General features: G+C 60.4%; 15 protein-coding genes. 1 reads left to right on the top strand and 14 read right to left on the bottom strand.

The window, feature by feature from the left end:
* Genes ruvB through SKTS_RS03540 form a run of 6 tightly spaced genes read right to left on the bottom strand, consistent with a single transcriptional unit; the run spans window position 1 to window position 3,417 of the window.
* The gene (gene ruvB / locus SKTS_RS03565; protein WP_173060426.1) at window positions 1–1,056 is read right to left on the bottom strand and encodes a Holliday junction branch migration DNA helicase RuvB; all 1,056 of its coding nucleotides are present in this window, start codon (window positions 1,054–1,056) and stop codon (window positions 1–3) included.
* Window positions 1,053–1,382, bottom strand: a complete 330-nt coding sequence (locus SKTS_RS03560; protein WP_173060423.1) for a type II toxin-antitoxin system PemK/MazF family toxin — start codon at window positions 1,380–1,382, stop codon at window positions 1,053–1,055. The genes ruvB and SKTS_RS03560 overlap by 4 nt, the downstream gene beginning before the upstream one ends.
* Window positions 1,372–1,566 (bottom strand): DUF2281 domain-containing protein, encoded by a 195-nt coding sequence (locus SKTS_RS03555; protein WP_173060420.1) that lies wholly within the window; start codon window positions 1,564–1,566, stop codon window positions 1,372–1,374. The genes SKTS_RS03560 and SKTS_RS03555 overlap by 11 nt, the downstream gene beginning before the upstream one ends.
* A 17-nt stretch (window positions 1,567–1,583) precedes the next feature.
* A complete protein-coding gene (gene ruvA, locus SKTS_RS03550) occupies window positions 1,584–2,165 on the bottom strand; it encodes a Holliday junction branch migration protein RuvA (RefSeq protein WP_173060417.1) in 582 nt (193 codons plus the stop codon).
* Window positions 2,162–2,680 (bottom strand): crossover junction endodeoxyribonuclease RuvC, encoded by a 519-nt coding sequence (ruvC, locus tag SKTS_RS03545; protein ID WP_173068894.1) that lies wholly within the window; start codon window positions 2,678–2,680, stop codon window positions 2,162–2,164. The genes ruvA and ruvC overlap by 4 nt, the downstream gene beginning before the upstream one ends.
* Before the next feature lie 11 nt (window positions 2,681–2,691).
* A complete protein-coding gene (locus tag SKTS_RS03540; RefSeq protein ID WP_173060414.1) occupies window positions 2,692–3,417 on the bottom strand; it encodes a YebC/PmpR family DNA-binding transcriptional regulator in 726 nt (241 codons plus the stop codon).
* A gap of 83 nt (window positions 3,418–3,500) precedes the next feature.
* On the opposite strand from SKTS_RS03540, the gene SKTS_RS03535 reads away from it, so the two are divergent.
* Window positions 3,501–5,006: a helicase HerA-like domain-containing protein gene (locus SKTS_RS03535; protein WP_173060411.1), complete on the top strand. Its 1,506-nt coding sequence runs from the start codon at window positions 3,501–3,503 to the stop codon at window positions 5,004–5,006.
* A 23-nt stretch (window positions 5,007–5,029) separates the two neighbouring features.
* On the opposite strand, the gene SKTS_RS03530 is transcribed toward SKTS_RS03535, so the two are convergent.
* The 8 genes from SKTS_RS03530 to SKTS_RS03495 are packed head-to-tail and all read right to left on the bottom strand — an operon-like array spanning window position 5,030 to window position 12,399.
* Window positions 5,030–5,644, bottom strand: a complete 615-nt coding sequence (locus SKTS_RS03530) for an ABC-type transport auxiliary lipoprotein family protein (protein WP_173060408.1) — start codon at window positions 5,642–5,644, stop codon at window positions 5,030–5,032.
* 10 nt (window positions 5,645–5,654) lie between these two features.
* Window positions 5,655–6,575, bottom strand: a complete 921-nt coding sequence (locus SKTS_RS03525) for an MlaD family protein (protein WP_173060405.1) — start codon at window positions 6,573–6,575, stop codon at window positions 5,655–5,657.
* Window positions 6,560–7,339, bottom strand: a complete 780-nt coding sequence (locus SKTS_RS03520) for an ABC transporter ATP-binding protein (protein WP_173060402.1) — start codon at window positions 7,337–7,339, stop codon at window positions 6,560–6,562. Before SKTS_RS03520 ends, SKTS_RS03525 begins: the two co-directional genes overlap by 16 nt.
* The gene (locus SKTS_RS03515) at window positions 7,339–8,463 is read right to left on the bottom strand and encodes an ABC transporter permease (RefSeq protein WP_173060400.1); all 1,125 of its coding nucleotides are present in this window, start codon (window positions 8,461–8,463) and stop codon (window positions 7,339–7,341) included. The genes SKTS_RS03520 and SKTS_RS03515 overlap by 1 nt, the downstream gene beginning before the upstream one ends.
* A gap of 57 nt (window positions 8,464–8,520) precedes the next feature.
* Window positions 8,521–9,093: an NUDIX domain-containing protein gene (locus tag SKTS_RS03510; RefSeq protein WP_173060398.1), complete on the bottom strand. Its 573-nt coding sequence runs from the start codon at window positions 9,091–9,093 to the stop codon at window positions 8,521–8,523.
* 51 nt (window positions 9,094–9,144) lie between these two features.
* Window positions 9,145–9,438, bottom strand: coding sequence for a DUF2818 family protein (locus SKTS_RS03505; protein WP_173060395.1), 294 nt, complete (start codon window positions 9,436–9,438; stop codon window positions 9,145–9,147).
* The gene (gene nuoN / locus SKTS_RS03500; protein WP_173060392.1) at window positions 9,435–10,883 is read right to left on the bottom strand and encodes an NADH-quinone oxidoreductase subunit NuoN; all 1,449 of its coding nucleotides are present in this window, start codon (window positions 10,881–10,883) and stop codon (window positions 9,435–9,437) included. Before nuoN ends, SKTS_RS03505 begins: the two co-directional genes overlap by 4 nt.
* 31 nt (window positions 10,884–10,914) lie before the next feature.
* A complete protein-coding gene (locus SKTS_RS03495) occupies window positions 10,915–12,399 on the bottom strand; it encodes an NADH-quinone oxidoreductase subunit M (protein ID WP_173060390.1) in 1,485 nt (494 codons plus the stop codon).
* Window positions 12,400–12,419: the final 20 nt, after the last annotated feature.

Genomic DNA, 12,419 nt, shown 5'->3' with positions numbered 1-12,419 from the left:
TCATTGCCCCCACAACTCCCCGCTGCGGCTGCCTTCCGGACGTTTCAGGCCGAAATGCTGATAAGCACTCGGCGTCGCCACCCGGCCGCGCGGGGTGCGCATCAGGTAGCCCTGCTGGATCAGGTACGGCTCCAGCACGTCCTCGATGGTGTCGCGCTCCTCGCCGATGGCCGCCGCCAGGTTGTCCACGCCCACCGGGCCGCCGCCGAATTTCTCCAGCACCGCCAGCAACAGCACGCGATCCATCATGTCCAGCCCGAGGGAATCCACGTCCAGCATGGTCAGGGCGGCATCCGCCACTTCCCGGGTAACATGGCCCTGCGCTTTGACTTCGGCGAAATCCCGCACCCGGCGCAGCAGGCGGTTGGCGATGCGCGGCGTGCCGCGCGAACGGCGCGCGATTTCGAACGCGCCTTCCTCTGACAACTCCACGCTCACCAGCCCCGCCGAACGCGTAACGATGCGTTTGAGTTCTTCGTGGGTATAGAACTCCAGCCGCGCCACGATGCCGAAACGGTCGCGCAACGGATTGGTCAGCATACCGGCACGGGTGGTGGCGCCGACCAGGGTGAAAGGCGGCAGTTCCAGCTTCACCGAACGCGCCGCCGGTCCTTCGCCGATCATGATGTCGAGCTGGTAATCTTCCAGCGCCGGGTAAAGAATTTCCTCCACCACCGGCGAAAGGCGATGTATCTCATCGATGAACAGCACGTCGTTGGGTTCGAGATTGGTCAGCAGCGCCGCCAGGTCGCCCGGTCGCTCCAGCACCGGACCGGAAGTCGAACGCAGGTTGACGCCCATTTCGCGCGCGATGATGTGGGCCAGCGTGGTCTTGCCCAGCCCGGGAGGGCCGAACAGCAGCACATGGTCGAGCGCCTCGGCGCGCATCCGCGCCGCCTGGATGAAAATCTCCAGCTGCCCGCGCGCCTTTTCCTGCCCCACGTACTCGTCCAGCAACTTGGGGCGCAGAGCCCGCTCCAGTGCCTCTTCCTGGGGGGAAGCATGGGAAGGGGAAATCAGACGGCTTGCCGCCTTGAGGTTGTCGGTTTCGATCATGCAGAGACCTTGTTGCACAATCCCATGACTGCTTGTTCCACCACTTTTCCGGACACCCGCCCTACCATGCTGACAATAAAATCGTGGGAAAGAGTGAACACCTTGTCAGTCCTGATCCAGCTCGGCTTTGGCAAGACGCCCTCTTCCATATCATCCTGCACCAGGGTCACCGCATTGGCATGATAGCCCTTGGAAGTAATGGCAAGAGCGATAAAATCCCCAAAACCATCCGGGGCCGTAAGCATCAACACAGGACGCTTTTTCTGACTCTTCGGATCGGAAAATGGAAACGGGATCAGAACCACGCGCCCGGCTTCATGCTTCATTCCACGCCTCATCGGCTTCGTTGTCCCAAATTTCCTTCATGCTTCCGGCCTGAGCTTCCACCAGATCCTTGATCCTCAAATGCTCCTGCTTCTCTTTGAGAAAGCCGACAAAATCCAGCACCTCCCGGGCCATCGGTTCGGGGAGGGCCTTCACTTGCTCGAAAATCTGTTCGGCGGTATTCATCCCTGACCTCCTTGAGTTCAGCCTTTGGACAACAACTTCAGCGCCTGACGGATGCCGTCAGTCACGCCGGCGTCGGCCGGGAGTTGCTTCACCGCCCAGCTTGCTTCCTTGTCATTATAGCCCAGCGCCTGCAACGCATTGAGGATGTCGCTGCTGCCGGCTGCCACGCTCGACAGCGGCACACCGGAAGCCGTAATTCCTTCCAGCTTGTCCTTGAGTTCCAGCAGCAGGCGCTCGGCGGTTTTCTTGCCGATACCGGGAATTCTGGTCAGCCGCCCCGCATCCTGCGCCACCACCGCCTGCGCCAGCTCGCCCACGCTCATGCCGCTAAGGATGGTCAGTGCCAGTTTGGCTCCGACACCGGTGATCTTGAGCAGGCGGCGGAATGTCTGACGTTCCTCGTCACTGGCAAAGCCGTACAGCAGGTGCGCGTCCTCGCGCACGATCAGCTGGGTATGCAAAGTCACGCTCTCTCCCAGCGCAGGGAGGTTGTAGAACGTGCTCATGGGCACGTCCACCTCATAGCCCACACCCTGCACGTCGAGCAGGATTTGCGGTGGATGTTTTTCCAGCAGTTTGCCGCTCAATCTTCCGATCACACCAGTCTCCCATTTTTCACGCGGTAACCCGCTGTCGCCAGATTTCCCAGCCCCTGTCCGCCATGTGCATGACAGATGGCGCACGCCAGCGCGTCCGCCGCATCGGCCTGGGGGACACCCTCCAATTTGAGGAGACGGCGCACCATGTCCTGCACCTGTTCTTTCTTGGCGTGGCCGTTGCCCACCACCGCCTGTTTCACTTGCAGCGCAGTGTACTCCGCCACCGGCAAATTCTGCGCCACCAAGGCGCAGATCGCGGCGCCGCGCGCCTGCCCCAGCAGCAGCGTGGATTGCGGGTTGACGTTGACGAACACTTTTTCGATGGCGGCCTGATCCGGCCGGTAAGTGGCGATCACTTCGCCGATGGAATCGAGTATGGTCTTGAGACGTTGCGGCAGTTCGCCGTCGGCGGTTTTGATGCAGCCGCTGGCGACATAGTCCAGACGGTTCCCGTCCTTGGCGACGACTCCAAAGCCGGTGATGCGCAAGCCCGGATCAATACCAAGGATGAGGATTTCGTACTCCGCTATTCTTCGATGACGGCGGAGGTATAGATTTCCTGAACGTCATCGAGGTTTTCCAGGGCATCCAGCAGCTTCTGCATCTTCACCGCCTCGTCGCCGGCGAACACCGTCTCGTTGTCCGGCTTCATGGTCACTTCGGCGACCTCGGCCTTGAGCCCGGCCTTTTCCAGCGCATCCTTTACCGCCATGAAATCGCCGGGGGAAGTGATCACTTCAACGCTGCCGTCGTCATTGCTCAGCACGTCCTCCGCGCCCGCTTCCAGCGCGGCTTCCATCACCTGGTCCTCGCTCGTGCCGGGCGCAAAAATGATCTGGCCGCAGTGCTTGAACATGAACGCCACCGAGCCGTCGGTACCGAGGTTGCCGCCGAACTTGGAAAAGGCGTGGCGTACGTCGGCCACGGTGCGGGTACGGTTGTCGGTCAGACAATCCACGATCACCGAGGCTCCGCCGATGCCATAACCCTCGTAACGAATTTCTTCGTAGTTCACGCCTTCCAGTTCGCCCGTGCCCTTCTTGACGGCACGGTCGATGTTGTCGGCCGGCATGTTCACTTCCTTGGCTTTGTCGATGGCCAGCCGCAAACGCGGGTTGAAGTTGAAGTCGCCACCGCCCATTTTGGCGGCAACGGTGATCTCCTTGGAGAGTCGCGAAAAAACCTTGCCTCGCTTCTCGTCCTGGCGTCCTTTTCGATGCTGGATATTTGCCCATTTGCTGTGACCGGCCATGACTTCCTCAATCTCGATGTACTGTTTTTAACAGGCGTAATGTTACCATTTCGCCTACCCTTTAATCAAAGCCGGAGCACCCGATGACGCCACCCCTGCTGATCGCCAAAAACGATGCCCACGAACTCTTCCTGCTGCCCCAGCTCGCCAACCGTCACGGCCTGATCTCGGGCGCCACCGGTAGCGGCAAGACCGTGTCGCTGCAGGTGATGGCGGAGCATTTCAGCCGCATCGGCGTGCCGGTATTCATGGCCGACGTCAAGGGCGATCTCTCCGGCATCAGCCAGCCCGGCACCGAAAAGCCCAAAATCATGGAACGCGTAGCCAAGTTAGCGCTTACCGACTTTGCCTTCGAAGGCTGCCCGGTCGCATTCTGGGATGTCTTCGGCGCGCAGGGGCACCCGGTGCGCGCCACCGTATCCGAAATGGGTCCGCTGCTGCTGTCGCGCATGCTGAACCTGAACGACACCCAGGGCGGGGTGCTGAACCTGGTGTTCAAGATTGCCGACGACAACGGCCTGCTGCTGCTCGACCTCAAGGACCTGCGGGCGATGCTGCAGCATGTGGGCGACAACGCCAAAACCTTCACCACCGAGTACGGCAACGTCTCCGCCGCCAGCATCGGCGCCATCCAGCGCGGTCTGGTCGGGCTCGAGACGGAAGGCGGAGAACAACTGTTCGGCGAGCCGGCCCTGAACCTCGACGACCTGCTGCAAACCGACGCACAGGGTCGCGGCGTGGTCAACATCCTCGCCGCCGACAAGCTGATGAACTCGCCCAAGATCTACGCCACTTTCCTGCTGTGGCTGCTGTCCGAGCTGTTCGAGCAGCTGCCCGAGGTGGGCGATGTGGACAAGCCCAGGCTGGTGTTCTTTTTCGACGAGGCCCATCTGCTGTTCAACGACGCACCCCAGGCGCTGCAGGACAAGATCGAGCAGGTGGTGCGCCTGATCCGCTCCAAGGGGGTGGGCGTTTACTTCGTCAGCCAGAATCCGCTCGACATCCCCGACCAGGTGCTGGGGCAGCTCGGCAACCGCGTTCAGCACGCCTTGCGCGCCTTCACGCCGCGCGACCAGAAAGCGGTGCGCGCCGCCGCGGAAACTTTCCGCCCCAATCCAGGGCTGGACGTGGAAGCCGCCATCACCGAGCTGGGTGTAGGCGAGGCGCTGGTTTCGCTGCTCGATGAAAAAGGCCGGCCCATGCCGGTGGAACGCGCGCTGATCGCACCGCCGCACAGCCAGCTCGGCCCCATCACCCCGGAGCAGCGTCAGTCCATCATCAGGCAGTCGGTGCTATACGGCCACTACGAGCAGGTGGTAGATCGTGAATCGGCCTACGAGAAACTCAAGGGACGGGCGGAACAGAACGCCGCCTCCACCAAGCAAACTCCCGGACAACCAGAAAACCCACCCGCTGAAGGCGGCGGCTGGCTCGGCGGTCTCGGCGACATGTTGGGTGGCGGCAGTCGCGGCAGTCGCCAGGGTGTGGCGGAAACCGCGCTCAAGAGCGCCGCCCGCGCCATCGGTTCGCAACTGGGGCGCCAGATCATTCGCGGCGTGCTGGGGTCGATCCTCGGCGGACGGCGCTGAGTCTATCCGCCCTATTGCAATAACTACGGGACTTTAACCTGAGCGGCGCAAAACGCTTTCACTTCGTCCAGCACACGGCGCACGGCACGGTTGGAGGCAACCACGCCGCCGTAGGGATCTTCGCTCGGCGCTTTTTCAGTCACATCGAATTCACGTGCCGCCAGCACTTTCCTGGCCGCGACATCGATCAACTGGACACGCAAGATTAAATGCACCTGGCTCGGCACCCCCATGAATTCCTGCTGCAGGCGTACGATTTCGCTCTCCAGCCGCCACTGCGCCGCCACCCCGCTGCTGGGCGCAACCACAGCGCCGAAAGCACCGCTGGACTCCGCGGCCTGGATCAGCAGCGGTGTCAACATCCGTGCCGGGGTATCGACCCATTGATTTTTAGCGAAGTATTCCAGTTCGTGGGGCGTCCTGACATAGACCATACGCAGACTATCGAATCCCGGTCGGGCATGCGCAAGACTCACCACCAGATTCGGGGCATCGCGCGACGGCACTGCAGCGCTGCGATCGACCCGCGCCTCCAGGGCAAAGGTGTTGGCCTGCTCCTGTCGCACCGGCGGCAGCGCACTGCACCCGGCAATCGCCGCCCATATAGCACCCACGATAATTACCCGCATCCACTTCATTCGCACTCCCCTATTCCCCCGGTCCGGGCGCGGCAGGCTGCTTGCCCAGCAACAGCATATTCGGATTGCGTCCCACTTCCTCGCTTAGACGCTTGAACGAGGCACTCAGCTCTCGCATTTCCCTCAGAGTCTGGTCCAGCTCCGGCACTACCCTGTCCGTTAGCTGGATCACGCCGCCATCCACGCCGCCCATGGTTTTGCGCACCGATGCGCTGGCGCGCGAAGCATTGTCCGCCATTTTTTCCAGCGCCTCCGCACTCTTCGCCATGCGCTCCATCAGACGCGGCAGCTCGGCGCTGGCCTTGGCCGTGTTGTCCGCAGTGCGCGCCATCCCCTGCAAAGTGGTGTCGATAGAACCCTTGCGCGCCGCCAGGGTATCGGAAAGCATTGCCAAGTCGGCCACCAGTTTCTTGAAATTGCGCCTGTTCTCCGAGTCGAGGACGCCGTTGATGCTGTTGGAAACGCGGTTGAGACTGGAGAGCAAGTCGGTCACTGCCGTATCCATGCGCGTCAGCAGGGACGGACCAGTTCTGATCACCGGGTACTCTTCGCCGGGCTTTGCCTGCAGTGGCGGCGCATCGCGATTGTTGCCGGCGAGTTCGACCTGGGCAATCCCGGTCAGGCCCTGCACCCGCAGCACGGCTATGGTGTTCTCCTTGATCGGCGTACCGCGTTCGATCTGCAATTCAAGGCGCACCCGCTCGCCCCGATCGAGGGAAATCTTTTTCACCCGGCCCACCTCGACGCCGCGGTATTTGACCGGGGCATTGAGGTTGAGTCCGGAGACCGATTCGTTCATATAAGCCAAGTAGATGTCGTATGTCTTGCGGTATTCGGCGCTGCCGCTAAGCCATAGAATGCCCGCCACCAGTGCCGTGAAGAGCAGGACCACAAACAGCCCAACGATGGTGTAGTTTACTTTTGTTTCCACGTCTGTTCCCGTGCGGCGCGGCCGCGCGTGCCATAAAAATATTCCCGGATGATGGGGTGCTCTGCCTGCGACAACTCGTCCATGGTGCCGATGCCCAGCACCCGGTTTTCGCCCAGTACCGCCACCCTGTCCGCGACCTGCCACAGCAGGTCGAGGTCATGCGTGACCATCATGATGGTCAAGCCGAGCGATTCTTTCAAGTTTTTCACAAGTTTGTCGAAGCCGCTGGCACTTAACGGGTCAAGCCCGGCGGTGGGTTCGTCGAGGAATACCAGCTCAGGCTCGAGCGCCAGAGCACGCGCCAGCGCGGCGCGTTTGCGCATGCCGCCGGAAAGCTCGTTAGGAAACTTCGCGCCGGCGCTGGACGGCAGACCGGTGAGCGCGATTTTCAGCGCGGCGATTTCATCGATCAGGCCACGCTCCAGATCGGTGTGCTCGCGCAGCGGCAAGGCGACATTCTCAAGCACCGTAAGAGAACTGAACAACGCCCCGCGCTCGAACATTACACCCCAGCGGCGGCGCAGCGGCAGTGCCGCTTCATCGTCCAGGCCCAGCACTTCCTGGCCGAACACCTTGATCGAACCGGAGATGGGCGGCTGCAACGCGATGATTTCGCGCAGCAGCGTGGATTTGCCGCAACCGCTGCCGCCAGCCAGCGCGAAAATCTCGCCTCGCTGCACGCTGAGGCTGACATTCTCGTGCACCACGGCAGCGCCGAAACGCGTATAGATGTTGCTCACCTCGACGATGGGGTCATTCGCCATCAGATGTTCAGCCAGCTGAAAAGCACGGAAAACACCGCATCCACGACGATCACCAGAAAGATCGCCTGCACCACGCTGACGGTTGTCTGCTGGCCGACGCTGTCGGCGCTGCCGCTTACCTGGAATCCCTGGAAGCAGCCCACCAGGCCGACTATCGTCGCAAACACCAGCGCCTTGCCGATACCGACGAGGTAGGAAGACAGGCTGACGGCTTCGTCGAGCCGATCGACGAATTCCCCGAAGCTGATGCCCAACAGGCTTTTGGCCATCACCATGCCGCCGAGCACGCCCATGGCATCGGCGTACACCGTCAACAACGGCACTGCCACCATTAAGGCAAAAATCTTGGGCAACACCAGAAAGTCCATAGGCGCGATGCCGATGGTACGCATGGCATCGATTTCCTCGGTCACCTTCATGGTGCCGATCTGGGCCGTGTACGCCGACCCCGAGCGCCCCGCCACGATGATGGCGGTAAGCAGCGGCGCCATTTCGCGCAACATGGACAACCCGACCAGGTCGGCGACGAAAATGCTCGCGCCGTAGCGCGCCAGCTGCTCAGCGCCCTGGTAAGAAACGACCACCCCCATCAGGAACGACAGCAGGCCGACGATCGGCATGGCCTTGAAGCCCGCCTCCTGAATGTTGTAGAGCAATGGACGCGGCCGAAAGCGGCCAGGCTGGGCAAGGAGCCGTAGCGCTGCAATGGCCGCCTCGCCGATGAACGCCAGCATGCCGTTGGCCTGGCGCAGGTGGCCGATAAAATTGTGTCCCAGCTGTTCGAGCCAGCCGAAGGCCGGGGGAGTGACTACAGATGCCTCGGCACCGCGCGCTTCGACCATGGCGAGGAGTGCGGAAAATTCAGGCTTCAACCCGACCAGCGTAAGCGTCTTCCCAGCACGTTCCAGCGTGTGCCGCGTGCGATACAGCAACCAGGCGCCGGCGGTATCCATCCTTTCCACCTGGGCGCAGTCGATGGTCACGCTCTCTCCCGCCGGCCAGGTCAATTCCGCCAGGACGCGTTGCACTTCATTGATGTAAGGCATTACCCAGAGTCCGCGACAGCGCACCGTATTCTCTCCGGCGACGGAAGCGATGCAGGTTTGGACTTGGGTTTCGGTCATGGGCTGATTCTGCGCACACGGCGGTCAAAGATCAAGCAAAAGAAGGGGCTAAGCGTTTTACGGGGATGCACATTCTGGCGGCTGCCAGCCCTGAGAAATTTTCTCCGCCCAGAACAGACCAATCACCGTTTTTACATCGGTAATCCGGCCGTCACGCACCCATTCAAGCGCCTCCGCCAGCGGGAGGGTGAATATTTCCAGGAACTCGTCGCCATCGCGGTTGTGGGCCCCGGGTGTCAGTTCCTCGGCCAGATACAGGCTCATGGTTTCGTCGGAATAGCCGATGCAGGGATGGATGGTCGCGACGAAGCGCCATTTCTGCGCGACATAGCCGGTTTCCTCCAGCAGTTCACGCTGCCCGCAGACCAGCGGCGGCTCGCCCGGATCGATCTTGCCGGCCGGCAATTCGACCATATCGCGCCGCAACGGGTAGCGAAACTGGCGTTCCAGGACGACTTCGCCGCTTGCCAACAGGGGAATGACCACCACGGCGCCAGGATGCAGGATGTATTCGCGCGTCGCCTGGCGGCCATTAGGCAGCTCGACACGGTCTTCCATTACATGCAACAAGCCGCCGCGGTAAACGCTGCGGGAAGAAAGCGGTGTCTCGGTGAGGTCGTCGGCTGCCATTTCAGTTTTTGATGTTCTTGCGCTGCAGGCGATCAGACAGGGAAACGCTTCTTAGCGTTGCCGCCACAGGTAGCGGTAGGCGAATCCGGGGAAGGCGAACACCAGGAACAGGCAGCCTGTGACAGCGTAGAACTCCCAGCCCTGCGCATGGCGCGGTCCCAGTTGCGTTTCGAGCATCATGCTCGCCCCGCCCACCACGAAGTAGAGAATGACCAGTTCCAGCAAGTGCCAGCCGAAATGTTTACCACGGCCGAGCGGAATGACGAACAGCAGGCGATCGGCCAGGAACGGCAGGTTCGCCGCAGTCAGGGTAAGGAGCAGAAGTATCGTGGTTCCGGGCGTCACAGCAGGGAGCGCTGGATCGCATAGGCACACAGCGCCATCAGCGGCTGCGGTAGGAGGCCAAGGGCCAGTACGGCGAATCCGTTGCTGCTCATGAGCATGGCCATGTCGCCTTCGGGCTTGAGCGGCGTATCATCCAGCGGCGCATCGAAATACATCAGTTTAATGATGCGCAGGTAGTAGAACGCGCCGATCACCGAGAACAGCACGGCGGCCACCACCACCCAGACGAATCCTGCCTGCAGGGCAGCCTGAAGCACCGACAGCTTGGCGTAGAATCCGACCGTCGGCGGCACGCCTGCCATGGAAAACATCAGCAGCAGCATCACGAAAGCGTACCAGGGGCTACGTTGATTAAGCCCCTTGAAATCGTCGAGGTTTTCCGCTTCGAAACCTTTGCGTGAAAGCAGCATGATCATGCCGAAACCGCCCATGCTCATCAGCACATAGACCAGGACGTAAAACATGGACGAACTGTAACCGTCCAGCGTGCCGGATAGTATCCCGAGCAACAGGAAGCCCATGTGGGAAATGGTCGAATACGCCAGCATGCGCTTGATGTTGGTCTGGGCGATGGCGATCACATTACCGATCGCCATGGAGAGCAGGGACATGATGATCAGCATGCCCTGCCAGTCTTGCACCAGACCATGCAGGCCTTCAACCAGCAGACGCATGACGAAGGCAAACGCGGCGATCTTCGGAGCGGAACCGATAAACAGCGTCACCGCGGTCGGCGCGCCCTGGTAAACGTCCGGAATCCACATGTGGAACGGCACTACGCCAAGCTTGAATGCCAGGCCGGCGACGATGAACACCAGTCCGAAGGTCAGCACCACATGGTTGCCGCTGGTATGCTGAATCACGGTCGCCACCTGGTTGACGTTCAGGCTGCCGGTCGCGCCATAGAGCATGGACATGCCATACAGCAGCAAGCCGGAAGCCAGTGCGCCCAGCACGAAATACTTCATGGCTGCCTCTGTCGCCAAGGCAGAATCGCGATTCAGCGCAACCATGGCGTAAAGGCTCAAGGACATCAGTTCCAGCCCCATGTAAAGCACCAGGAAGTGATTGGCGGAAATCATCACCATCATACCCAGCAAGGCAAACAGCGCCAGGGCAAAGAATTCGCCACGGAACATGCCGCGCAGGTAGATATAGCTGCGCGAATAAACCAGCACCACGGAGACAGCGATATAGCTCATCAGCTTGAGCACGTCGCTCATGGCGTCGTCCACGAACATGTTGCTGAAAGTGTAGGATGGCACGGAAGTATGCGTGGAAACCGTGATCCAGGCCGCACCGAGCAATGTCAGCTGGGTCAGGGCATAAGTAATGAACCGGTTCTTGGCAGACAGGAACAGGTCGACGATTAGAATCAACGAAACCATCGCCAGCACGAAGATTTCCGGCTGGGCGGGGGTCAGGTTGGGCATGGCAACGATCATTGCATTCTCTCTTTAATAGCTTGCTTCGCGCTTACAGCTTGCTTTGCGCCACGTGAGTGAGCAGATTGTTGACCGAAGCATGCATCACTTCGGTAAAGGGCAAGGGATACAGACCCATACCCAGCACGGCCACCGCCAGAAGCGCCAGCACCAGGAATTCGCGGCTGCCGATGTCGGTCAGGTGCTCTACATGGGAATTGGCCACGGCGCCGAACACTACACGCTTGTACATCCACAGCGTATAGGCCGCGCCAAAAATCAGGGTGGTCGCCGCCAGGAATCCATACCAGAAGTTGACCTTGATGGCGCCCAGGATCACCATGAACTCGCCAACGAAGCCGCTGGTACCCGGCAAACCGGAATTAGCCATGGCGAAGAGCATGAAGAAAGCCGCGAATATCGGCATTTTGTTGGCCACACCGCCGTAATCGGCAATATTGCGCGTATGCATGCGGTCGTACATCACCCCCACGCAGAGGAACATCGCACCGGCAATGAAGCCGTGCGAAACCATCTGCACCAGGGCGCCCTCCATGCCCAGTTCATTGAAGATGAACAGGCCCAGAGTCACAAAGCCCATATGGGAAATGGATGAGTAGGCAATGAGCTTCTTCATGTCGCTCTGCGCCAGCGCCACCAGCCCGATATAAACCACTGCGATCAGGGACAGCGTAATCATGAAGCCGGACAGGGCATGGCTGGCATCGGGCACGATGGGCAGGGAGAAACGCAGAAATCCGTAGGCGCCGACTTTCAGCATGATTGCCGCCAGCACCACGGAACCGCCGGTGGGCGCTTCCACGTGAGCATCCGGCAACCAGGTATGAACCGGCCACATCGGTACCTTGACAGCGAAAGCGGTAAAAAAAGCAAAGAAAATCAGGATTTGCGCTTCGATACCGAGCGGCAGGCGGTGGTAATCGAGAATGCTGAAGCTGCCGCCCGACTTGTTGAACAGGTAGATCAGCGCAACCAGCATCAGCAGGGAGCCGGTCAGGGTGTAGAGAAAGAACTTGACCGCGGCATAAACCCGGTTCGGGCCGCCCCACACGCCGATGGCGATGAACATCGGGATCAGCATCGCTTCCCAGAACACGTAGAACAGGATCGCGTCGAGCGCGGCAAACACGCCGTTCATCAAACCGGACATGATGAGGAAAGCTGCCATGTATTGCGCGACATTCTTCTCGATGACCTTCCAGCCCGCGATCACCACCAGCAGCGTGGTGAAACTGGTGAGCAGGATGAACAGCATCGAGATGCCGTCCACACCGAGGTGGTAGTGGATATTGAATGCCGGAATCCAGGACTTGTACTCGACGAATTGCATGTCGCTGGTCAACCGGTTGAAGCCGGTATACAAGGGGATACTGATAACAAAACCGGCCAGCGCGCCTATCAGCGCAATGATGCGGGCAATGGGTGCGTTGCGATCGCTGCCCGTGGCGAGCACCAACAGACCTGCCACGATCGGCAACCAGATAACCCAGCTTAACAATGTCGAACCTTCGCTCATAACTTCCCTAAATTGCTCTG

Origin of the sequence: Sulfurimicrobium lacus (assembly GCF_011764585.1) — a bacterium.
In the GTDB taxonomy this organism is placed as follows: domain Bacteria; phylum Pseudomonadota; class Gammaproteobacteria; order Burkholderiales; family Sulfuricellaceae; genus Sulfurimicrobium; species Sulfurimicrobium lacus.
Note: the sequence above shows the minus strand (reverse complement) of the source record. Positions and strands in the feature narration are given on the sequence as shown.

Bases quoted from the DNA above. Each gene is read 5' to 3' on its own strand.
- SKTS_RS03495 (WP_173060390.1), bottom strand. From the start codon at position 12,399: ATGAGCGAAGGTTCGACATTGTTAAGCTGGGTTATCTGGTTGCCGATC.
- SKTS_RS03535 (WP_173060411.1), top strand. From the start codon at position 3,501: ATGACGCCACCCCTGCTGATCGCCAAAAACGATGCCCACGAACTCTTC.
- SKTS_RS03560 (WP_173060423.1), bottom strand. From the start codon at position 1,382: ATGAAGCATGAAGCCGGGCGCGTGGTTCTGATCCCGTTTCCATTTTCC.
- SKTS_RS03555 (WP_173060420.1), bottom strand. From the start codon at position 1,566: ATGAATACCGCCGAACAGATTTTCGAGCAAGTGAAGGCCCTCCCCGAA.
- SKTS_RS03540 (WP_173060414.1), bottom strand. From the start codon at position 3,417: ATGGCCGGTCACAGCAAATGGGCAAATATCCAGCATCGAAAAGGACGC.
- nuoN (WP_173060392.1), bottom strand. From the start codon at position 10,883: ATGATCGTTGCCATGCCCAACCTGACCCCCGCCCAGCCGGAAATCTTC.
- ruvB (WP_173060426.1), bottom strand. From the start codon at position 1,056: ATGATCGAAACCGACAACCTCAAGGCGGCAAGCCGTCTGATTTCCCCT.
- SKTS_RS03515 (WP_173060400.1), bottom strand. From the start codon at position 8,463: ATGACCGAAACCCAAGTCCAAACCTGCATCGCTTCCGTCGCCGGAGAG.
- SKTS_RS03520 (WP_173060402.1), bottom strand. From the start codon at position 7,339: ATGGCGAATGACCCCATCGTCGAGGTGAGCAACATCTATACGCGTTTC.
- SKTS_RS03530 (WP_173060408.1), bottom strand. From the start codon at position 5,644: ATGAAGTGGATGCGGGTAATTATCGTGGGTGCTATATGGGCGGCGATT.
- SKTS_RS03510 (WP_173060398.1), bottom strand. From the start codon at position 9,093: ATGGCAGCCGACGACCTCACCGAGACACCGCTTTCTTCCCGCAGCGTT.